23 protein-coding genes are annotated in these 20,074 nt (G+C 64.7%); 11 read left to right on the plus strand and 12 right to left on the minus strand.

What is annotated here, in order from left to right:
* The first annotated feature begins 55 nt into the window (after positions 1 to 55).
* Positions 56 to 1,096 (plus strand): hypothetical protein, encoded by a 1,041-nt coding sequence (locus FQ775_RS09255; protein WP_146300200.1) that lies wholly within the window; start codon positions 56 to 58, stop codon positions 1,094 to 1,096.
* Between the two features lie 97 nt (positions 1,097 to 1,193).
* Here the strand turns inward: FQ775_RS09255 and FQ775_RS09260 are convergent, their stop codons facing one another.
* Both FQ775_RS09260 and FQ775_RS09265 read right to left on the minus strand, forming a co-directional pair.
* A complete protein-coding gene (locus tag FQ775_RS09260) occupies positions 1,194 to 1,925 on the minus strand; it encodes a hypothetical protein (RefSeq protein WP_146300201.1) in 732 nt (243 codons plus the stop codon).
* Between the two features lie 8 nt (positions 1,926 to 1,933).
* Complete coding sequence (locus FQ775_RS09265) at positions 1,934 to 3,046, minus strand: endonuclease/exonuclease/phosphatase family protein (RefSeq protein WP_146300202.1); 1,113 nt, start codon at positions 3,044 to 3,046, stop codon at positions 1,934 to 1,936.
* Positions 3,047 to 3,238: 192 nt separating this feature from the next.
* Between FQ775_RS09265 and FQ775_RS09270 the strand changes: the two genes are divergently transcribed.
* Positions 3,239 to 3,748, plus strand: a complete 510-nt coding sequence (locus FQ775_RS09270; protein WP_146300203.1) for a BA14K family protein — start codon at positions 3,239 to 3,241, stop codon at positions 3,746 to 3,748.
* 138 nt (positions 3,749 to 3,886) lie between these two features.
* Here the strand turns inward: FQ775_RS09270 and FQ775_RS09275 are convergent, their stop codons facing one another.
* Both FQ775_RS09275 and FQ775_RS09280 read right to left on the minus strand, forming a co-directional pair.
* The gene (locus FQ775_RS09275; protein WP_246730312.1) at positions 3,887 to 4,177 is read right to left on the minus strand and encodes a PilZ domain-containing protein; all 291 of its coding nucleotides are present in this window, start codon (positions 4,175 to 4,177) and stop codon (positions 3,887 to 3,889) included.
* A 119-nt stretch (positions 4,178 to 4,296) separates the two neighbouring features.
* Positions 4,297 to 5,175, minus strand: a complete 879-nt coding sequence (locus FQ775_RS09280) for an AraC family transcriptional regulator (protein WP_146300204.1) — start codon at positions 5,173 to 5,175, stop codon at positions 4,297 to 4,299.
* Between the two features lie 129 nt (positions 5,176 to 5,304).
* Between FQ775_RS09280 and FQ775_RS09285 the strand changes: the two genes are divergently transcribed.
* From FQ775_RS09285 to FQ775_RS09300, 4 genes are all read left to right on the plus strand, one after another.
* On the plus strand, positions 5,305 to 6,243 hold the full coding sequence (locus tag FQ775_RS09285; protein ID WP_146300205.1) for a phytanoyl-CoA dioxygenase family protein: 939 nt from the start codon (positions 5,305 to 5,307) through the stop codon (positions 6,241 to 6,243).
* A 133-nt stretch (positions 6,244 to 6,376) separates the two neighbouring features.
* Complete coding sequence (locus FQ775_RS09290) at positions 6,377 to 7,429, plus strand: chymotrypsin family serine protease (RefSeq protein ID WP_146300206.1); 1,053 nt, start codon at positions 6,377 to 6,379, stop codon at positions 7,427 to 7,429.
* A gap of 17 nt (positions 7,430 to 7,446) precedes the next feature.
* The gene (locus FQ775_RS09295; RefSeq protein WP_146300207.1) at positions 7,447 to 7,719 is read left to right on the plus strand and encodes a hypothetical protein; all 273 of its coding nucleotides are present in this window, start codon (positions 7,447 to 7,449) and stop codon (positions 7,717 to 7,719) included.
* A 60-nt stretch (positions 7,720 to 7,779) separates the two neighbouring features.
* Positions 7,780 to 8,601 (plus strand): hypothetical protein, encoded by an 822-nt coding sequence (locus FQ775_RS09300; protein ID WP_146300208.1) that lies wholly within the window; start codon positions 7,780 to 7,782, stop codon positions 8,599 to 8,601.
* Between the two features lie 236 nt (positions 8,602 to 8,837).
* On the opposite strand, the gene ilvC is transcribed toward FQ775_RS09300, so the two are convergent.
* From ilvC to FQ775_RS09320, 4 genes are all read right to left on the minus strand, one after another.
* Positions 8,838 to 9,857 carry a ketol-acid reductoisomerase gene (ilvC, locus tag FQ775_RS09305; RefSeq protein WP_146300209.1) on the minus strand — a complete coding sequence of 340 codons (1,020 nt, stop codon included), beginning with the start codon at positions 9,855 to 9,857 and terminating at the stop codon, positions 8,838 to 8,840.
* A gap of 18 nt (positions 9,858 to 9,875) precedes the next feature.
* The gene (locus FQ775_RS09310; RefSeq protein ID WP_167812877.1) at positions 9,876 to 10,526 is read right to left on the minus strand and encodes a TetR/AcrR family transcriptional regulator C-terminal domain-containing protein; all 651 of its coding nucleotides are present in this window, start codon (positions 10,524 to 10,526) and stop codon (positions 9,876 to 9,878) included.
* 99 nt (positions 10,527 to 10,625) lie between these two features.
* Positions 10,626 to 11,882 carry an FAD-dependent oxidoreductase gene (locus FQ775_RS09315; protein WP_146300211.1) on the minus strand — a complete coding sequence of 419 codons (1,257 nt, stop codon included), beginning with the start codon at positions 11,880 to 11,882 and terminating at the stop codon, positions 10,626 to 10,628.
* A gap of 3 nt (positions 11,883 to 11,885) precedes the next feature.
* Positions 11,886 to 12,296 (minus strand): winged helix-turn-helix transcriptional regulator, encoded by a 411-nt coding sequence (locus FQ775_RS09320; RefSeq protein WP_146300212.1) that lies wholly within the window; start codon positions 12,294 to 12,296, stop codon positions 11,886 to 11,888.
* 132 nt (positions 12,297 to 12,428) lie between these two features.
* Between FQ775_RS09320 and FQ775_RS09325 the strand changes: the two genes are divergently transcribed.
* Entirely contained in the window at positions 12,429 to 13,316 is an 888-nt protein-coding gene (locus FQ775_RS09325) for an SDR family oxidoreductase (protein WP_146300213.1), read from the plus strand.
* Between the two features lie 6 nt (positions 13,317 to 13,322).
* Here FQ775_RS09325 and FQ775_RS09330 read toward each other — a convergent pair whose 3' ends face one another.
* The gene (locus FQ775_RS09330; RefSeq protein WP_146300214.1) at positions 13,323 to 13,904 is read right to left on the minus strand and encodes a transglycosylase SLT domain-containing protein; all 582 of its coding nucleotides are present in this window, start codon (positions 13,902 to 13,904) and stop codon (positions 13,323 to 13,325) included.
* An 83-nt stretch (positions 13,905 to 13,987) separates the two neighbouring features.
* Entirely contained in the window at positions 13,988 to 14,734 is a 747-nt protein-coding gene (locus FQ775_RS09335; RefSeq protein ID WP_146300215.1) for a pyridoxine 5'-phosphate synthase, read from the minus strand.
* Between the two features lie 118 nt (positions 14,735 to 14,852).
* Here FQ775_RS09335 and FQ775_RS09340 point away from each other — a divergent pair, with 118 nt between their 5' ends.
* Entirely contained in the window at positions 14,853 to 15,251 is a 399-nt protein-coding gene (locus tag FQ775_RS09340) for a SpoIIAA family protein (protein WP_146300216.1), read from the plus strand.
* A gap of 95 nt (positions 15,252 to 15,346) precedes the next feature.
* Positions 15,347 to 16,315: a DUF3179 domain-containing protein gene (locus FQ775_RS09345; protein ID WP_246730313.1), complete on the plus strand. Its 969-nt coding sequence runs from the start codon at positions 15,347 to 15,349 to the stop codon at positions 16,313 to 16,315.
* Between the two features lie 21 nt (positions 16,316 to 16,336).
* On the opposite strand, the gene FQ775_RS09350 is transcribed toward FQ775_RS09345, so the two are convergent.
* The gene (locus FQ775_RS09350; protein ID WP_146300217.1) at positions 16,337 to 17,464 is read right to left on the minus strand and encodes an ATP-dependent DNA helicase; all 1,128 of its coding nucleotides are present in this window, start codon (positions 17,462 to 17,464) and stop codon (positions 16,337 to 16,339) included.
* A 130-nt stretch (positions 17,465 to 17,594) separates the two neighbouring features.
* Between FQ775_RS09350 and FQ775_RS09355 the strand changes: the two genes are divergently transcribed.
* Together FQ775_RS09355 and FQ775_RS09360 are read left to right on the plus strand one after the other, a co-directional pair.
* Positions 17,595 to 18,026 carry a transglycosylase SLT domain-containing protein gene (locus FQ775_RS09355; protein WP_146300218.1) on the plus strand — a complete coding sequence of 144 codons (432 nt, stop codon included), beginning with the start codon at positions 17,595 to 17,597 and terminating at the stop codon, positions 18,024 to 18,026.
* Complete coding sequence (locus FQ775_RS09360; protein ID WP_206064857.1) at positions 18,019 to 19,017, plus strand: cation efflux transmembrane domain-containing protein; 999 nt, start codon at positions 18,019 to 18,021, stop codon at positions 19,015 to 19,017. Before FQ775_RS09355 ends, FQ775_RS09360 begins: the two co-directional genes overlap by 8 nt.
* 513 nt (positions 19,018 to 19,530) lie before the next feature.
* Here the strand turns inward: FQ775_RS09360 and FQ775_RS09365 are convergent.
* On the minus strand, positions 19,531 to 20,019 hold the full coding sequence (locus tag FQ775_RS09365; protein ID WP_146297817.1) for a tetratricopeptide repeat protein: 489 nt from the start codon (positions 20,017 to 20,019) through the stop codon (positions 19,531 to 19,533).
* Positions 20,020 to 20,074 lie beyond the last annotated feature (55 nt).

A 20,074-nucleotide genomic window follows, 5' to 3' on the forward strand; every position in this document is an offset into this window, starting at 1 on the left:
ACGGGAGCCACAGCCGGCTCCCGTGCAGGCCCCAACGATCAGAATGGAGCACGCCATGAAGCCGGCAACCATCCTGCCGCGGCGAAAGCCGCTCGCCCGCCTTTTCCTCGCCACCATCGCCGCGGTCGCTATCGGCAACGCGACGTCAGCGCGATCGGCCGACAACGCCATCACCACCAACGAGAGCTATGTCGAGCAGGTCACTCGCACGCCTTCGGTCGACATCACCGATATCGACGCCGTGTTCGACTACGTCTTCGCCCAGCTTGGCGACGAGGTCACCGTCTACCCGACCGAGAACTACTACTACTTCAAGTTCCTGCACGGAGCCGTGCCTTACGCCGGCAATTTCCGCCTCGACACCGCCGACCGTGACCGGGGCATCATCCACTTCGCCTATTTCAGCGAAAACAACCCGTTCACCGAACAGAAGGTGTCGGAACATCGCGCCTATTCGACCGAGCACGGTGTGACCGTCGAGAAGAAGGACGAGCTCATCTATGCCGTCACCCGCGGCGAGCGGACCGTCACCTTCAAGCTCAACGACTTGCGCGGCGTCGAACCGCCGCCGTCGATGGTCGGCAAGAGCGAGACCTATCTCGGCCCGGTCTTCGACGAATCCGGCGTGCAGATGTTCCTGATGTGGAACCAGGACGCGAAGATGTTCGCCTATGTCCTCGACGAAAACGTTCCATCGGAGGACTATTTCCAGTCGGGCGCGTCCAGCCAGATCAAGATTGGCCTGAGGACCGGCTTCGCCTGGTACAAGGATCGCTATTACGATCGCTGGCTGCTCGTCGGCGTACGTGCCTACGAAACCTCGCTGAATACCTTCTTCGATGGTCCGTTCGACCAGCTTCCCGACAACTTCCTCAAGGGCGACGCGTTGCGCCGTGCGCTGCTCGAGCTCAGCCCGGAAGTGGAGGGCCAGATCGACCGTTTCGGCAATTCGCGCGATCTGACCGGGCGTATGCTGGTCGACCCTTACTTGCTCTACAATGAGGAAGACGAGCTCGCGATCCTCGACCAGTGCGCGGCCGCCGCGGTCGACGAGGAAACCTATTATCCCTGCTTCGCCATCGGGCAGAGCAAGTAGCTCTCGAACGAGGTCGGCAACGACCCAGGCCGCCGGTTTCGCGCCGGCGGCCTGCCATTTCCGGAACGCCCAACCGCCTGTCGAGTCCGGCGTGTTCTCAGCCGACCGGCTCGAAAGGGCTGGCAAAATGCCAGTCGATCAGCTGCGGCATCTGCGCCGCAAGCCGCGCCGGCCTGGGCTCCCCTTCCCGGATGATCACCGGGCGCGCGATCTCCGGCTCGCGCTCGCTAGACAGGAAACGCCGAATGGCGGCGTCGGCCTCCGCCGCCGTCAGGTCGAGCCGAAATCGCCGGGCCACCGCTGTCCCGCTGTCGAGCGCCAAAGCGGCATAGCCGCTCTCGCGCTCCAATCCGGAGAGATCGAGGCCGATCTCCTCGCCCACCTCGCGCGCCATGTTGGCCTCGAGGTCGAGGCGCCCGTCGACGGCATCCTCGGCCTCGAATGAACCTGAGGCGAAATAGACGCTGCCGGCGCTGAGCGTGTGCGCCGCCATCTCGATCGCTACCAGCGCGTTGTCGCGCGTCACCAGGATGGCGTTGGCGTAACAGTGCCGCAAGGCGCCGCGCCCGTGGCGCCGCCAATGCAGATAGGTCGAGTAGCGCACGGGATGGCAAAGCCCCTCAAGTCTGCCGTCCGAAACGGCCAGGCGCGAAAACATCAACATTCGCCCGTCGAAGAGCGCCGGTTTGTGAAGCCGCTCCTCCTCCCAGTTGCGGGCGATATCCGCGCGATGTTCTTCCTCATAGGCCGGCGGCGCGTCGTCGATCCGCAACTCCACCTCGGAGAGCGCGTGGATCCGGCCGGGCGTCATGTTGAAGGCTATGTCCATCCGGTCGCTCAGATCAGGTCGAGCGTGATCGCGATCGGACAATGATCGGAGGATTTCGGCCGGTCCCAGCCGATGCGCGGGTAGCGCTCGACGGCCTGTTCCGGCGGGAAAAGCGTCCGGTAGGGCTGGCCGGCACGGATGATGTCGGGCACCGCCGCGCCGTTTTCTTCCGCCAGCGCGCGCGACAATAATATGTAGTCGAGCTGGCACAGATGCCGCTCCTCGGGTCCGCGCGTATGGTAGAGCGTCCAGCGGTCCATTTCGGGCCGGCGTTCGGCGACGTTCACCGCGAAGCCGTCGCCGGTCAGGACGTCGAGCGATGACACTGCCTCGCGCGCGGGGGTGAAGCCGTAGCCGCTGTGGCGATCACCGGTGATGATGATGCGCTCCTGATAGTCGTTGAAGTCGCCGCAGATCGCCCATCGCGCCTCGGGCGCCTTCTCCACCCCGAACCGTTCCTCGATGATACGGCGCACCGCGCGCGCCTCGGCCATGCGCACCGGCATGCTGGCGTCGCGGCCGGAAAGCCCGTTGCGCGGGCTGCCCATGGACTTGAAGTGAACCGTGTAGACGGTGAACGGCCGCCCGCCGATTGCCAGGTCGAGCTCGAGGCAGTCGCGGCGAAAGATCCGCGCGTAAGGCTCGATGCCCAGTTCCCCCAGCCCGTCGTCATAAAGGCCGAAATCCTCGAAGGTGACATGCGCATGGCTGGTCATGCTCACGAATTCGATCGGCTCTCCGTGACGCGTTTCCGGGCGTAGCATTACCGCCACGTCGATGCCGCGGCTGTCATTTCCCGGGGTCATGTATTTGTAGCGGTAGCCATGGCCGACCATCTTGAACAGGTAGCCATATTCGAAGGCCTTCAGCGCTTCGATGTTGTCGACCTCCTGCAGGCACAAGACGTCGGCCTCGGTGTCGGCGATCGCCAGTGCCGAGAGCTGCCGCGTGTCGTCGGTCTGCGCGATCGCCCGCGCGCGCTCGACCTCGCGATATTCGGCCTCGTCCTTGATATCGTAGAGCGCCAGTGACCGGTCCTGCCACAACTCGTTGCGGTAGCCGGAAAAATCGAACCTGTTCATCAGGTTCTCGACATTGAAGCTGGCGAGGCGAAGCGACATGGCCGCGATCTTTGCCCTCTCCCGGCACCGGAGACAAGGCACGCGCGGGTTGTACCAGCGTATCCTCGTCGTTTGGCAGTTGATTTCCTCCCGTTCATCCCTAGTTCATGTTCCGGTAACTACGCTCGACATTTGCTTTCGCCTTCCGGTCCGACGGTCCGGCGAGGCGTTCGCGCAAGGAGGCTCAAAAAAATGTTTCGAATCCCAGTCCTCGCCTGGTGTGCGGCATTGGTGCTCGGCGCGCTCGCGGCAGGCTCCTCGACCGCTTCGGCGGGCGAGCGCCAGTGGCGTCACAACGTCGATGCCGGCTACATGAACTGCGCGGGCGGCTCGACAGACTGCCCGACCGCGATCAACCGCTACCACGGCCGCAAGGTGTGGCGCGGTCATCGTGGCTGGAAGCGGCACCATTTCCGTCCGCACCGCGAGTTCAATCGCCACGTCTATCGCAAACATCGCAGGGTTTTCCGGCATCGCGGCCCGCGCATTCACCTGCACGTGCCGATCATCCGCTACAGCGATCCCTACTATGTGCGCCGCTACCGCCACGTGGAGCCGCGCCACCGCTATCGCCGCTCGGCCGGCTTGTCGGAATCGCACATCCAGTGGTGTTTTGACCGCTACCGGTCCTATCGGCTTTGGGACAACTCGTTCAAGCCGTATCACGGGCCGCGCAAGCAGTGCATTTCGCCATTTTACTGAACCGTCCCGGCAACAATCGTGACGGCCGCGCCGCCCGCCCTCGGGCGGCGCATTCTTTTGAGCTCTCCTGGATAGCTACGGCTGACCGGCCGACCCCACGCAACCGGCCGGCCAGCCGGGCGCCCGCAAGTTCTTTTTCTAGTTGAAGCGAACGCCGATCTCGCCGATCCCCCGCCAGCAGACCTCCGCCTGGTGCGAACCGGGCTCGCCGACGATGGCGAGCGTGAACCGCCGCGGCACACCCGTGGTGTCGCCGAAGGCAAGCTTGGCGCCGTGTTCGGAAAGGTTCTTCACCTGACACTCCGACGCGCCGTAGCCGTTGTTGAAGCTCAGCCTGCCGCCCTTAAGCACCCTGTGACGCAGTTCGGTGCGGCGGTCGGCGAAGATGCGCCCGTCGATGGCGATCGATTTCCTGGTAATGGGCATCATGTCGAGTCTCCTCGCTCTCGCCCGGGCCACGATGCGAATTCCGTGCCAGCGCAAAGCGTGCCAGATCGGCACAGGTCTGGCCCGTACCGACATCGCGAACAGGTCTGACAAAGAGGTCGCTACGGCCGGCCTTCGGCGAACATCGCCCGGTATTGCCGTGGCGTCATGCCGCGTAGCGCCTTGAACTGGCGATTGAAATTGGCGAGAGAGTTGTAGCCGACGGCGTCGGCGATATGGCCGATCGCCTGCCCGCTCCCCGAAAGCCGCGCACAAGCGTCCCCGACCCTCAGCCGCATCACATAATCGGAAATGCTGGTCCGCGCATGCTTGCGGAACATGCGGTGCAGGCCCGAGGGGCTCAGCGCCGCCAGTTCTGCGAGGCGATCGTTGCGGATGCCCGCTGCGTAATGCGTATGGATGTGCAGCAACACCCGGTCGATCCTTTCCCGGTCATCCCGGTCATCCCGCTCGTCCTCGCGCGGCGGCGCGGTCTGCGACAGCCGTTGAGCCGCGCCGTCCTCGCCGAGCATCAGCAGCACGCGGACCAGAAGCAGGAAACGTTCGGCCGGTTGCGCCTTGAACAGCGCACGCACTCTCGGCCGGACACGCCCTGCAACGTCCGCCGAAAATGCCAGTCCGGCGGCGGCGCGCTCGGCCAGTTCGGCGACCGCGCCGAACTCGGCGAACCTGCCGCTCAGGTCCGAGACCCATTCGCGGCTGAACCACATCACCAGAGCGTGGTGCGGCCTGGCCGCATCGATCCTCTCGCGCGACGCCCAGGTGTGCGGCAGGTTCGGGCCGATCAGCACCAGGTCGCCGTCGCCATATTCCCCGACATGGTCGCCGATGAAGCGCTGGCCGCGCGAATTCATCGTCAGGGTAAGCTCGAACTCGGGATGATGGTGCCACTCGAACGGCAGTCCCTCGTCGAGGCGGCGGTCGAGCCAGCTCCATGAGGCGTCGGGGATGACCGGCAACTTTTCCAGAAATGGCCTCATCAGGCGCTCTTTCCTCGCCATTTCGCAAGAATAGTACCGAAATGTGCCATTCGAGTGCAACATCGCCGGCCCGCCCTGCGATAGTCTTGCCCATCGGCAATTGACGGTTGCGAAAGCAGGGAGGACGCCATGCAGGAAACGATCGAGCGCGATACCCATCCTTCCACCTCGAAGGTGACGACGCAGCTCAAGGACATCGAAAAGACGTTGCCCCTGCGGGTTCTCTCGGAAGAGGACTGGCAGCACTGGACGGCCAAGGGTTACGTCATCGTCCGCAACGCCGCGCCGCAGGCGAATGTCGAGCGCCTCGTCGATCTGCTGTGGCGCTTCGACGAGAAGGATCCCGCCAATCCGGCCACCTGGCATGCGCCCCAGCGGCGCGAGCACAAGATGACGGAGTTGAACAACACCGGAATGCTGGAGATCTACAATCACCAGTATCTCTGGGACAACCGCATGGAACCGCGCATCTACGACGCCTTTGTCGACATCTGGGACCGCGAAGACCTCTGGGTCACCATCGACCGGGCCAACCTCAACCCGCCGCGCAAGACCAGGGGCAACCCGAACGGCTTCATCCACTGGGACGCCGATACCTCCCTCAGGCCTCTGCCGATCGGCGTCCAGGGCGTGCTGAGCCTGAAGAAGCAGGACGGCGATGTCGGCGGATTCCAGTGCGTGCCGGAACTGTTCGAGAATTTCGACGAATGGGTGAAGACACAACCCGAAGACCGCGATCCGATGCATCCCGACATCACCGGGCTCGACGTCGTGAATGTCGAGATGGATGCCGGCGACCTTCTGATCTTCAACTCGCTGCTCGCGCACGGCGTTCGCCCCAACCATTCGACCGACCGGGTGCGCATGGCGCAATATGTGTCCATGCAGCCCGCCGACTGGGACAATGAGGCCGAGCGTCGGGAACGCATCCGGCTCTGGCGCGAGCGCGATCACCCGCGGCGCGACGCCTTTCCCGGCGACCCGCGCGAATGGGAGAAGCACAATGCCGAGACCGCGCGCCTGACGCCGCTCGGCGAAAGGCTGCTCGGTCTTGTGCCCTGGAACTAGGCGAACCGCTGGTTGACGCCTGGAACGCGCCGTCTCCGGCAACCGTTTCTGCAACCTGCGATTTGTGATCCGTTTCACGGTTTCGCGTGGCGGCCAGTCCTATCCTGCCCGCAACAGACCGGGAGGACGGACGATGTCGCAATCCGAAAAACTCTTGCGTTACGCGCTGGACGTGGTCACCGAGGGCCCCCGCGCCGCGGTGCCTCGTGCACAGATCATGCGGACCATCGGCCCGGAGGAATTCGCCGCCGAAAGCCTGCAGACCCGCGACGAGGTCAGGCCCTGGCTCGACAGCGAATCGGTGCAGGCGATCGGCCTCGGCGAAAAGATCACCGAGGGCCGCAAGCTCGAAACCCTGGCCCTGCGCGTCTATGTCGAACGGAAGCTGCCCGAGGCGGCGCTCGCCGCGCCGGTCCCCAAGGTGATGCACATTCCTGCGGTCGGCGACGTGGTCACCGACGTCGTCGAGATCGGCCGCATCGAGCCCGAAACCTACACCTCCCGCGCCCGCCCGATCATGCCCGGCTGCGGTCTCGGCCACCTGCGGGTCAATGTCGGCACCTTCGGCTGCGTCGTTCGCAAGCGCGATGGCGGGCCGGAGCGCTATGTGCTTTCCAACTCCCACGTGCTCGCCTGGTCAGGCCTGGCGACCGTCGGCGACGTCATCATCCAGCCCGGCGCCTATGACGGTGGCGCGCAACCTGACGACATCGTCGCCCAGCTCAGCGATTTCGTTCCGTTCGACTACGCCGAAACCGGCGCTCCCAATGTCGTCGACGCCGCGATCGCCCGCATCCTCTTGTCCGAAGCCGACACCCGCCGCGAACTGCGTATCCTCGAGGTCGCGCCGCAAGGGGTGTCCACCCGGCTGAGGCGCGGCATGAAGGTGCACAAGGTCGGGCGCACCACCGATCACACCTGGGGCGAGATCCTCGACCTCGATGCGCGCCCGGTGATCTCGTACCAGAACCCGGCCAATCCCGACGACCGCTACGACAAGGTGCCGGTCCGCTTCCGCGACCAGGTGCTGTGCACGCGCTATACCGCCGGCGGCGACAGCGGCTCGATCGTTCTCAGCGAATACGACAACGCCGTCGGCCTCCATTTCGCCGGGTCGCCATCGTCCAGCCTGTTCAACAAGATCGAAAACGTGTTCGATGCCCTCGACATCGAACTCGACCTCTGACCGGCGGGTCAATGCCAATGGACGAAGAACAAGTCGCCCGCGCTGCGCTCGAACGCTTCCACGACGAGCTGATGGCCAAGCAGAACGTGGTCGGAGCCGGCGTGCGCAAGCTGCCCGACCGCGGCGAGCTCGGCGTCGCCGTCTATGTCAGCCACAAGGTCGAAGCCGGCAAGCTCGACGCCGGGGATCTCATTCCCGACACCGTCACGGTCGAAATCGCCGGCAAGCCGCACACCGTGCGCCTCAAGGTGATCGACGTCGGCGGCCCTTTCGAGGCGGAAGAACTCTAGCAAAAGCGGGCATCGCCATCCGCTGCGCAATACGGCGGCATATTGGAGGGAGGTGAAGTCGTGTCCATCGAACTGTCGGCCTTTACAGCAGCATCATTGCTGTTTGCGGCATGCCTTTTGCTCTCGTTCGCCATTGCCTCGCGCGGGGTCAACATAACGCCAACCCTCGCCGCTGCATCGTTCGCGATTATCGCATTCTATCTGGTGCTGAGCGGCTCCGTTTCAGAGCTGACCGGCGGCGGTTTCTCGGTGAAGCTGAAACAGATCTCGTCGATCCAGCTGGAGGACCAGCTCATCGAGCATGGGGACATTGTCGGCACCGAAGCTCTCGGCAACGACTTGGAAGCCGAGGCCTTTTTCCAGCGCGCTCAGCGGGTCATCGCGATTGATGGCGAAGCCTGGAACGAGCTTCCCGACGGCGGCCGGCTCCGGAAGACGCAAATCATCGCCACGTCGATATATCAATCGCTGCTCAGCGGCGGCTTTCAGGGCCTGCTTGTCACCAACGGCAACCGCGAGCCTGTCGGCTTCTTTGAGGCTTCGTATTTTCTCGACCTTTTGCGTCTTCCGCTGGACAGAGCCGCCATACCGCTCAACGAAAGAGAGAACGTCCTTTCAGACGATGAGATCCTGTCCCGGCTGAAGGAGACCAACCTGTTCACATTGATGCGAAATCCGGTGGTCCGCGCCGAGCGCGAAGGCAACAAGGTCTGGGTCGAATACAGTGAGCCCGCTGTGACCATGTTCAGGCGCATAAGGGAAAACAATCTTGAATCGGTGATATTGGTCGATTTCAGAGGCCAATATGTCGGCGCCGTGTCGCGGGACAAAGTCACCGCTCAAATATTGAGCGCGCTGCTGGATCCTCGCGCGGCCGAATAGGCGGCTCGGCGACCAGCCTATCCCTGGCGATCACCCGCGCGCCCGCAACGCAGAAGGCGTCGGGACGCCCAAGTCGACGAACGTGGATCGCCGGAAGTCCGGTGACAATTCGCCCTGCCGGATGAGATGGCGCGGCAATCCGAGAACCGGAGCGGAGCGTACTTTTGGTACGTGAGCACCGGAAGCGCAGGAGAGTCGCGTCAGATCGCCGGCAGGGTAGAATTGAAGCGGACTTCCTAGTTCTTCGCCTTGTCCACCAGCTTGTTCTTGGCGATCCACGGCATCATGCCGCGCAGCTTCTCGCCGACCTCCTCGATCTGGTGCGAGTCGTTGACCCGGCGGATACCCTTGAAGCGGGCTGCGCCCGAACGATATTCCTGCATCCATTCCGAGGTGAACTTGCCGGTCTGGATGTCCTTGAGGATGCGCTTCATTTCGGCCTTGGTCTCGGCAGTGATGATGCGCGGTCCGGAGACATATTCGCCCCACTCGGCGGTGTTGGAGATCGAGTAGTTCATGTTGGCGATGCCGCCCTCATAGATCAGGTCGACGATCAGCTTCACCTCGTGCAAGCATTCGAAATAGGCCATTTCCGGCGCGTAGCCCGCCTCGACAAGCGTCTCGAAACCGGCCCGGATCAGCTCGACCAGGCCGCCGCACAAAACCACCTGCTCGCCGAACAGGTCGGTCTCGCACTCCTCGCGGAAATTGGTCTCGATGATGCCGGAGCGACCGCCGCCGACGCCGCAGGCATAGGACAGGCCAAGATCGAGCGCGTTGCCGGACGGGTCCTGATGGACGGCCACCAGGCACGGCACGCCGCCGCCCTTCTGGTATTCACCGCGCACCGTGTGGCCCGGGCCCTTGGGCGCCACCATCAGCACGTCGATCGTGTCCTTGGGCTCGATCAGGCCGAAATGCACGTTGAGGCCGTGCGCGAAGGCGATCGCCGCGCCGTCGCGGATATTGGGCGCGATTTCGTCTCTGTAGATGTCGGCCTGCAATTCGTCGGGCGTCGCCATCATCATCAGGTCGGCCCATTTCGCCGCCTCGGCCACCGTCATCACCTTGAGACCGTCGGCCTCGACCTTCTTGGCCGTCGCCGAACCCTGCTTGAGGCCGACGGCGATCTCCTTGACGCCGGAATCCTTCAGGTTGAGCGCATGCGCCCGCCCCTGCGACCCGTAGCCGATGATGGCGACCTTCTTGCCCTTGATGAGATTGAGATCGGCGTCGCGATCGTAATAGACACGCATCGGATTTCCTTCCTTGGCTTATGCGTTGTGGTCGGGGTTGTTCGTGTTTCCGTAGAGGACGAGGAACTGCCGCACGGCCCGCTCCGCGTCCGCCCTGATGTCAGCCGCCGTCGGCTGCAGGCAGTCGCCGAGCAGCAGCCTGATCTGCACGTCTCGGCCCACGAGACCGAAAAAGGTTCGGAACGCCGTCTCGGTGTCGTCAAACGCCAGCAGTCCGGTCGCCCGGCCCGCCTCCAGCAGCGGCTTCAGCCGCTCGCCGATCGCAAAGCGGCCATTGGCCAGCACGATACGTCCGAGATTGCTTCTGCCCGAGCCGGCATGCGAGACCGCGACCCGGTTGAGAGCGATCGAGGTCTTCGATGAGATCACCGTCAGCCAGTTGGCCGCGAAGGCTTCCAGGCTCTCGGTCAGCGCCGCCGCGTCGAGATGCTGGCGATCGTAATTGCCCGCCCTCACCTTGGCGGCCTGCCATCGCACCGTCGCGGTCAGCAGGCCGTCGCGGTCGCCGAACCATTTGTAGAGCGTTTCCTTGGAGCAGCTCGCCCGCCGCGCCACCGCGCTCATGGTCAGCGCGTCACGCCCTTCCACCAGCAGCGCCAGCACCGCGTCGAGCACCTCGCCCTGTCGCTGTGTCCAGCTCTCCTCGCTGGCGATGTTTTCGGCTTGCACGCCCAATACCGCTTGCCCGTTCCGTTCCGTACCGTACGTTACGGTTCGGCTACATGCCGCATACTGTCGGCGGATGCAAGGCCGCGCGGGCAGGATTTCTCAGCGCTTCGCCGCCACCGACTGTTCCACGGGCCGCAGTGGAGGAAGCTGCCAGTCGCCCTCCACCATGCCCAGTGGCCCGAACGGATCGACAAGCGTGCCCGACACCATGCCGGCGAGAAGATGCGGTGCTGGCGGGACTTTCGCCACCGTCGCCACCAGCCGGTCGCGAATGAAAGGCAGCAGTGCCGAATCCGACTGGTAGAACGGTGTGAAGGCCCACGACAGCAGCTGGAAGAGACGCACATGCCAGCGCCGCATGCGGCAATAGGCGGCGAGCGCGTCGGGCAGCTCTTCATGGCTTTCCAGCGCCCGGGCCAGCGCCGCCGCGTCGAGGAGCGCCATGTTGGCGCCCTGCCCCAGCTGCGGGCTGGTCGAATGCGCGGCATCGCCGATCACCGCCAATCCGCGGCCGGCCGGCGTTTTCAGCGTATGATGGCCGTAGCGCGCCAGCGTCAGCTGGTCGAAGCTTTCGATCTGGTCCAGATAGGCCTCGGTCTGCGGCCAGTAGTCGGCGACGCGCTCCTTCCAGACGTCGAGCCCCGCCGCGTGTAGGGCCTCGACCGCCTCCGGCTTGAGGCTCCAGAAGAAAGCCGCCTGTTCGCGATTTCCCGCCGACTGCCGCCCGATCGGCATCACGCCGATCATCACGCTTGCCCTGTCGTAGCGTTGCACCAGCGCATGCGGATCGAACCCGTCCGGTTTCCACGACAGCGACGCCCATAGAGCGCCATAGGCGAGAGGCTTCGGCTCCGACGGGTCGCGTGCGAAGCGTTTGAGCCGTGAGCGGGCCCCGCTGGCGTCGACCACGAGGTCGAACGGCCCGAGCCGGCGCCCGTCGGTGCATATCAGTCGCGGCCGGTCGCCTTCCTCCAGCGCCTCGATCTCGGTTCCGGTCTCGACCGCGATTCCAGCCGCCTGCACGGCGTCGTGGAGCACGTCGAACAGTGCGGCGCGATGAATACCGAGCCCGAAGCGGGCACGGTCATAGCGAACGTCGAGAACGGTGCGCCCGGAGCGCGCATCGGCGCCATAGAGCCGGTCGATGCGGCTGCCGCGCGCCAATATCGCCTCCAGAAGCCCGAGTCCGGACAGCACCGTCAGCCCGGTTGGCTGCAGCATCAGCCCGGAGCCGAGCGGCTGCGCCTGCTCGAAACGCTCGAAAATCGTCACCTTGTGCCCGGCCCGGCGCAGGACCAAAGCCGCGGCCAGCCCCGCCGGCCCCGCTCCCGCGACGGCGATCTCGAGCTGGCGCAACGGTCAGGCTACGTCAGCATCGAAGCGCGCCCGCGCGGCTTTCACCACCTCGGCATTCGTCTCGGCCCAGTCGAGCAGATGCCGCAGCGAACCGAACATCGAGCGGCCAAGGTCTGTGAGGCTGTATTCGACGCTGGGCGGCTTGGTCGGAAATACCTCGCGGTGGACGTAGCCGTCGCGCTGCAGGTCGCGTAGCGTCTGGGTCAGCATGCGCTGCGAGATGTCAGGAACGAGGCGGCGCAGTTCGCCGAAGCGGTAGGACTTTTCCGCCAGCGCCATCATCAGCAGCGACGACCAGCGGCTGAAGATGTTCTGCACCACGTTGCGCACCGGACAGTTCTGCAGGCTCGCGCCATTGGAGGTCGCGCGGTAGACCGCGAGCTTGCCTTTCAGGCTGGAGGGCCGGGCATCCATGTTGGTTCCTTCCGCGTAACCAGGTCCCGAAAAACTGCCTTCTTTACAGTCGTCGGTCAATTCCCGATCTAGCGTTAGTCTCTTTTTGAGACCAGCCATTCTCCCGACACGCACAAAGAAGGAAGTGTCCGAATGACCGCAACCATCCTCGTCACGGGCGCCTCGGGCCAGCTCGGCGGCGCCGTCCTTCGCCACCTGCTCGCCTCGCAAGGCGTCGCGCCAGACAATATCATAGCGGTTACCCGTGACCCTTCCAGGCTTGCCGACCTCGCCGCCAGGGGCGTCACGGTCCGCGCCGGCGACTTCAATGATGGACCGGGACTTGTCGAAGCCTTCGCGGGCGCGGAAAAGATCCTGATCATTTCCGGGGCCGATGTCGGCCAGCGTCTTGCGCAGCACACGGCGGCGGTGGAAGCCGCGGTCAAGGCGGGCGCGAAGCGCCTCGCCTACACGTCGATGCCCAATCCCGAGCCGGGCAACAGCGTCATCTTTGCGCCCGAGCACCACGGCACCGAGGAGGCAATCAAGGCGACCGGCCTGCCCTACACCCTCTTCCGCAACGGCTGGTATCAGGAAAACCTCTTGATGAGCCTGCCGCAGGCCGTTGCCTCCGGCCAGTGGTACACCTCCGCCGGCCAGGGTCGGGTGGCGCACGCCGCACGTGAAGACATCGCCGCCGCGATCGCGGCCGCGCTTGCCTCCGAGGAAGCGGAAAGCGTCATCTACACGCTCACCGGCCCCGAGGCGCTGACCACCGACGAGATCGCCGCGCGCGCGTCGAGGGCGCTGGGCAAAGCGCTGCAGGTCGTCCATGTGAGCGATGATCAGCTCGCCGGCGGCATGAAGGCAGCCGGCGTCCCTGAAGCCTATGTCCCGATGCTGGTGTCCTTCGAGACCAATACGCGCGAAGGCGGCATCGACCTCGTCACCGACGATATCGAGAAGCTGACCGGCGTCAGGCCATCGGCGATCGAAGGCTTTTTCACGAGCCACGAGGCCGCGCTCGCCGGGAAAGCGTAGGCTACGCTACCGCCCGCATTGCCGCATCTGGCTGGCGTAATCGTTGGCCATCGTCGCGGCCTTGCGGGCGGAGTTCTGCATGCCGGCATTGCCGCGCCACACGCCGCGCGCATAGCCCGCCTGCCCCGCATAATAGGCGAGGTAGAGGTTGTAGGCGTCGTTGAGCGCGATGCCGTTCTTGCGGTGGCTGTTGTAGTGGTACCAGCCGACAAACTGGATCGCGTCGGCGAAATCGGTCCGGCTCGCCCGCCAGCGCCCGGTTTCGCGCTTGTAGCCCTGCCAGGTGCCGTCAAGCGCCTGCGAATAGCCATAGGCGGTCGACTTGCGTTTCCACGGAATGACGCCGAGCAGCTTCTCGCGCGGCGGTCGGGCGTCGGAATCGAAACCGGATTCGATGCGGATGGTCGCCATCAGGATCGACGCCGGCACGCCATATTCGCGTTCAGTGCTCTTGGCTGCGCTGTACCAGCTGCCGAACCAGCCGTCCTTCTGGTCGAAGACGGCGCAGACATTGTTGATGCCGCGCGGCTGGGTGGACCCGCAGCCGGCGAGCACTGTCAGAAGCAATATGGTGGCGACGGTACGAATGACGAGACCCCGTGCGTTGCCGGCGATCTAATCGCTAAAATCCTAATAATATCTGACTCAGTCGCGCGACCGGCGCGCTTGCATCATCCCTGGCAGGCCGCAATGAAGCGTCGCACGCTCCCGGCCATGCCATGTTCGAGCGCGTCGGCCGTCAGACCGTGGCCGATCGACACCTCGAGCAGGTGCGGGATGGCGCGGGCCAGGCCCGGCAGGTTGGCGACTGTCAGGTCGTGGCCGGCATTGACGCCGAGCCCCGCCCGATGGGCAAGCAGCGCGGTTTTTTCAAGCTTTTCCAGCTCTTTCGCCGCTTTTGCTGAATCGTCGTGGCAGGCGCCATAAGGCCCGGTGTAAAACTCCACCCGGTCAGCACCTGTCGACTTTGCGGCCGCGATCTGCACCTCCGAAGCGTCCGGGTCGCAGAACAGCGACACACGCGCGCCGTTCTTCTTCAGCCGCGCCACGATCGCCCGCAGGATGTCGGCATTGGCCACGAAATCCCAGCCATGATCCGATGTCGGCTGTTCGGGATCGTCCGGCACCAGCGTCACCTGCTCCGGCTCGGCCCGCTGCACGAGGTCGAGGAAATCCTGCGTGGGATAACCTTCGATGTTGAACTCCCGGTCGGGAAATTCGTCATCGATCAGCGCCCGGATTTCCGGCACGTCGGTGAAGCGGATATGGCGCTGGTCCGGCCGCGGGTGCACCGTCAGCCCGCCGGCGCCGGCGGCAAGCGCGATGCGGCCCAGTCCGGTCACGCTCGGCCACGGCAGATCGCGCCGGTTCCTGAGCATGGCGATGGCGTTGAGGTTGACGGAGAGCTTCGCGGGCATGGCTTCGACCTGTTGCGCCTGTTGTCGGCCGGGTGATGTATAGTGGCGTGGTCGGGAACGGACAGGACCAGAAACCGTTCACGGAATGGACAGACCGCGGCAGATGCGAGGACCAGCAATGCTTGTCAACGAGAACCCTCCAAACATCAAGCGCATCGAAACAGATCGCCCTGACGCCTACGCGTTCGAGATCACCGGGCACATCACCGCCCCCGACATCGAGAACATGTATGGCCTGCTGGAAGGCGCCTATGCCGTCCACGACAAGATCGACCTTCTGGTCGTCATCCACGACTACGAGGGCTTCGACTGGAGCGCGGCCTTCAAGGAATCGACCATGGTCGGCAAGACTCACGCGCTCAAGCACATCCGCAAATACGCCGTCATTGGCGGCCCGGGCTGGATGCGGCCGGTGATCGGCTTCTTCAAGCCGTTCTTCTCGCTCGAGATGAAGCATTTCGAGGCTGACGAGGAAGAAGCGGCGTGGAAATGGCTCGGCGCGTCGCGCGCCGGCTAGACAGCTCTGCCCGGTCTGCCAACGCCGAGGTGATTTGACCGTGATCGCATGCGTGGCCGAAGATTGCCGCGCACTGTGACAGGTTGGAGAAGCGATTGCTCGCCCGCACGCTGGTCACCCTCGCCGCCCTCTTATTCATCGTCGGCAACGCGTTCGCAGATGCCGAGCGCTGGATGCGCGAGGGCTGGAAGACCGACTTTTCGCGAACGCTGGTCGATTTCGGCGAAATCCTTTCCGGCGGGCCGCCGCGCGACGGCATTCCCTCCATCGATGACCCGCAATTCGCACCGGCGCGCGGGATCGGCACGGTGGCCGACCGCGAGCCGGTCATTCGGCTGGCCGTCGGTGGCAAGGTTCGCGCCTACCCGCTGCAGGTCCTGACCTGGCACGAGATCGCCAACGACGTCATCGGCGGCGTCCCGGTCGCCGTCACCTACTGCCCGCTCTGCAACGCGGCCATCGTTTTCGACCGCCGGGTCGACGGTCGCACGCTCGACTTCGGCACCACCGGCAAGCTGCGCAATTCCGACCTCGTCATGTATGACCGCCAGACGGAAAGCTGGTGGCAGCAATTCACCGGCGAAGCGATCGTCGGCGCGTTGACGGGCAAAAGCCTGAAGTTGATCCCCTCGCGCATCGTTTCCTTCAGGGCCTTCCGCGAGGAACATCCCGAAGCGCCGGTGCTGGTCCCCAACGATCCGAAGATGCGGCCCTATGGCCGCAATCCCTATGCCGGCTACGACCAGAGAGCCGCGCCGTTCCTCTATCGCGGCGACTACCCGTCAAACATTCTCGCCATGGAGCGTGTCGTCGTGGTCCGCACCGGCGGCGAACCGATCATCGTCAGCCTCGAGAAGGTCCGAAACGGCGGCCATGTCGCACGCGGCTACGAGATCTCCTATGTCGATGGCGTCGCTTCGGCGCTCGACGCAACGGAGATCGCCGAAGGCCGCAATGTGGGCACCGTCGAGGTCACGAAGGACGGTCAGGCGGTTGCACATGACGTGACTTTCGCCTTCGTGGCCCACGCCTTTCATCCCGAGGTGCCGATCGTCAACGAGTGACGGCCGCCTGGGAATCTTGCCCTACCGCACCACCGTCAGGCGCTCCGCCGCCCGCGTTATCGCCGTATAGAGCCAGCGCTGGCGCGTGTCGCGGAAGGCGAAACTTTCGTCGAACAGCACCACATTGTCCCACTGCGAGCCCTGGGCCTTGTGCACGGTCAGCGCGTAGCCATAGTCGAAATCGTCGTAGCGCTTCTTGGTCGACCACGGGATATCGGCATCCGGGTCCTCGAACGCCGCCTTCAGAAGCTTGATCTTGGCCACGCCGCGGTCGGGATCGTCCTCTTCCGGCGATACAAGCAGATTGATGCCCGGTTTCACCGTCTCCTTCGAGGCCGTCATCACCTTCCACAGCGAGCCGTTCAGAAGCCCCTTGGCCGGGTCGTTGCGAAGACACACCAGCTTGTCGCCCGACTGCGGGAACAGCCCGTCAAAGTCCTTCAGCTCGCGCAGGCGCTGGTTGTAGCGCCGCCGCGTGCGGTTGATGCCGACCAGCACCTGATCGGCATCAAGCACCAGTTCCTGGTCGACCTCCTCGCGCCCGATCACCTGCGCCGTGCCGAAATCACCCTTCATGAACTCGCGCCCCTCGCGCACGTCGAGCGCCAGCCGAATGATCGGGTTGTCGCGCGCCTGCCGGTGGATCTCCGTCAAAAGGAAATCCGGCTCGTGCTCGGTGAAGAAGCCGCCGCCGGAAATCGGCGGCAGCTGCGCCGGGTCGCCGAGCACCAGGATCGGCGTTCCGAAAGACATCAGGTCGCGGCCGAGCGCCTCGTCGACCATCGAGCATTCGTCGATGACCACCAGCCTGGCGCGCGCCACCGGGCTTTGCCGGTTGAGCGAAAAGGTCGGGTTGATCGAGGTCTTGCCGGTCGCCTCGTCCTCGACCGCTTCCTCGCCGCGCGGCCGGTAGATCAGCGAGTGGATGGTGCGGGCATTGGTGGCGCCCTTGGAGCGCAGCACCTGCGCCGCCTTGCCGGTAAAGGCGGCGAACTGCACGCCGCCATCGACATGCTCGGCGAAATGCCGCGCCAGTGTCGTCTTGCCGGTGCCGGCATAGCCGAACAGGCGGAATATCTGCGGCTGGCCGGCCTTGAGCCAGCGCGAAACCGCCTTCAGCGCGTCATCCTGTTGCGGCGAAAACTGCATCGCAGCCAGAGACAGGATTCGCGCCGGCCGTGCAAGAGCGACAGGACAAGCAAGGGAGCTGGCGATCGTCGAGAAATGGGGGAACCGGACATCGAAGCGAGCGTTTTCCGCGTGTCCACGGAAGTCGCCAATGACGGTTCGAGCCCTCCTCGTCGCTACTGCTCTGCTCGGCCTTGCCGCCTGCGACCTGCCGCGCGATCCGGAACGCACCTCGCAGCGCGTTCGCGACGGTCAGTTGGTGGTCGGACACGTTACCGGCGCGCCAATCAGCGCCGAGGAAGGAAATATTCTGCGGCGGGTCGCTGATAGCCTATCGGCTTCCGTCCGGATCGTAGACGGTAACGCCCACGAACTTGTCGAGATGCTCGATCGCGGCGCGGTTCATATCGTCGCCGGCCGCCTGCCGGAGGATACACCTTTCGCCGACAGGATGGGACTGACGAAACCCGTCGGTACTTTATCCCGCGGCAGCGAGACCGTGGCAACGGTCTTCGCAGTTCGCCAGGGGGAAAACGCTTTCTTGCGTATCGTGAACCGCGTCATCGGTGAACGCCGTGAATGATCGTCCCTTGCCTGAGCATGTGACAAAGGCGCTGGCAAAGGCGCGAAGGCTGGAGTGGTGGAGCCTGTTTTTCCTTCTCACGATCGTGCTGGCGATGGGTCTGGCTGCCGGTGCCAGCCAGACGATGAAGTCGGCATGGATCGAGGACTTGCTCAGCATGGTGCCCGCTGTCCTGTTCCTGGTCTCGGCACGGATCGAGCGGTGGCGTCCCGACAACCGTTTCCCCTACGGATTTCATCGCGTTGGCTCGCTCGCCTTCTTCGCTTCGGCGCTTACCCTCACCGCAGTCGGCGGCCTGCTTGTATACGAGGCGGCGGATACGCTGCTGCGGGCTGCCAGACCCACCATAGGAAGCGTCAGCATGTTTGGCTACGACATCTGGCTCGGCTGGGTGATGATGGCGGCGATGGCCTACTCGGTCGTGCCGCCGGTCATCCTCGGTCAGATGAAGAAGCCGCTGGCGGTAATCACCAACGACAAGATCCTGCATACCGACGCCGCAATGAACGCGGCCGACTGGCGGACCGGGCTTGCCGGAATGGCTGGCCTCGTCGGCATTGCCTGGGGTTTCTGGTGGGCGGATGCGGTCGCGGCTGGTATCATCTCAGTGTCGATCTTGGCCGATGGCCTTGCCAACAGCCGTACCGCTCTGGCGGAACTCATCGACGGCGCCCCGCGGGCCCTCGACAATGGTGGCCTCAGCAGCACCGCCATCCGTTTGCGCGAACGGCTTGAGGCCGACTACCCCGGCCATCACGTCCGGATCCGTGAAACAGGTCGTTACATGCGCGCCGTTCTGGTCCCAGACAATCAGCCGCATCTCGATCCGGCCACTGCGGACCATCTTCTGGGAGAAGATGGCTGGCGCCTCGTGGAGGTCGGCGTCGCGCTTCCGTCCGCAACGCCTCGACCACACACATCCGAAGTCTCCGCCCCCTCCGATTCCGCGGGATTGAGACCCGGGCGGCGCGGCGGCCGGCATTTGCGCTAGCCGAGTCCGGGTGGGCGAGATCGCCCCCTTCAACGGAACTACCTGCGGGACAGGCCGCGCCCGCCCCGCCACACAACTGCCTGTTCCTGTTCACTATTCCCTATTCGCAAACTTCCTTTCTATCCACGCCCTCGCCACCCTCTCGTATCATCCCCCTCGATCGCCGCGCGGGAAACGGATGCGCACCGAGCCTCCGGGCGGCGTCCGGCGCCGGACCGGCAGCACTACGGTGGTGTTGCTGGGCGATGAGCCCCCAGGTCCGGGCCCCAGGGTGAGGTGCGGGGCCGACAGAGTTCCGGTCGCGAGGCCACCGGCTTTGCGAGTGCCGCCTCGAAAGGGCGGCAACGCGCACCTGCACATCCGGGCAAGCACGCCGGGCGGGCGGCCGCGAGGTCGCACGTAACTACCAGATGAGCGACCGGACGGCCGCCCGTCTTCCCCTTGTCAAAAGCCAGACGCGTTTCGCGGGCGTGGCGATGATGAAGCGTGAGCAGAAGGAAGGCTGTGGGAATGTCAGCCGGCCCTGACGAGCTGGATGTTGGCCTCGACGACCTTGTCGCCCGGCATGGCGCGCCGGGCTTCCTCGAGCAGTTTCAGCGCCTTCTTCTCGTTGCCGCGCAGATACTGCGAATAGCCCATGTTGGACACGATGCGCGGCTGGCGGCCGGCAAGCTTGACGAGCTGTTCGTAGGCGCGGTCGGCGAAGTCGAACCGGCCGAGCTGGTCATAGGCCGCGGCAAGGCCCATCCAGGCCTCGGCATTGGAGGCACGCAACTCGACCGCCTTGCGGAAATGCCTCTCGGCGAGACCGTAATTGGCCTGGCGGAAATGGTCGCGGCCCGCATCGAGGTCGGCGGCGCTGATGTCGCCGGCGCCGCCATAACCGGCGTCGGTGCTGACGGAAGTGGTCTTGACCGTGTCGATGCCGTCCGTGGTGCTGCTGCAGCCGGCAAGGGCGAAAAGTGCCAGCGATGCGGCGGCCAGTCCTGCCCTGTCAACCATTGTCCCGTTCCCCGCCATGAGAGTGTTACCCAAGCAGAATGGAGGGTAGCGCAGA

The sequence above is a fragment of the Nitratireductor mangrovi genome, from assembly GCF_007922615.2.
Taxonomy (GTDB): domain Bacteria; phylum Pseudomonadota; class Alphaproteobacteria; order Rhizobiales; family Rhizobiaceae; genus Mangrovimarina; species Mangrovimarina mangrovi.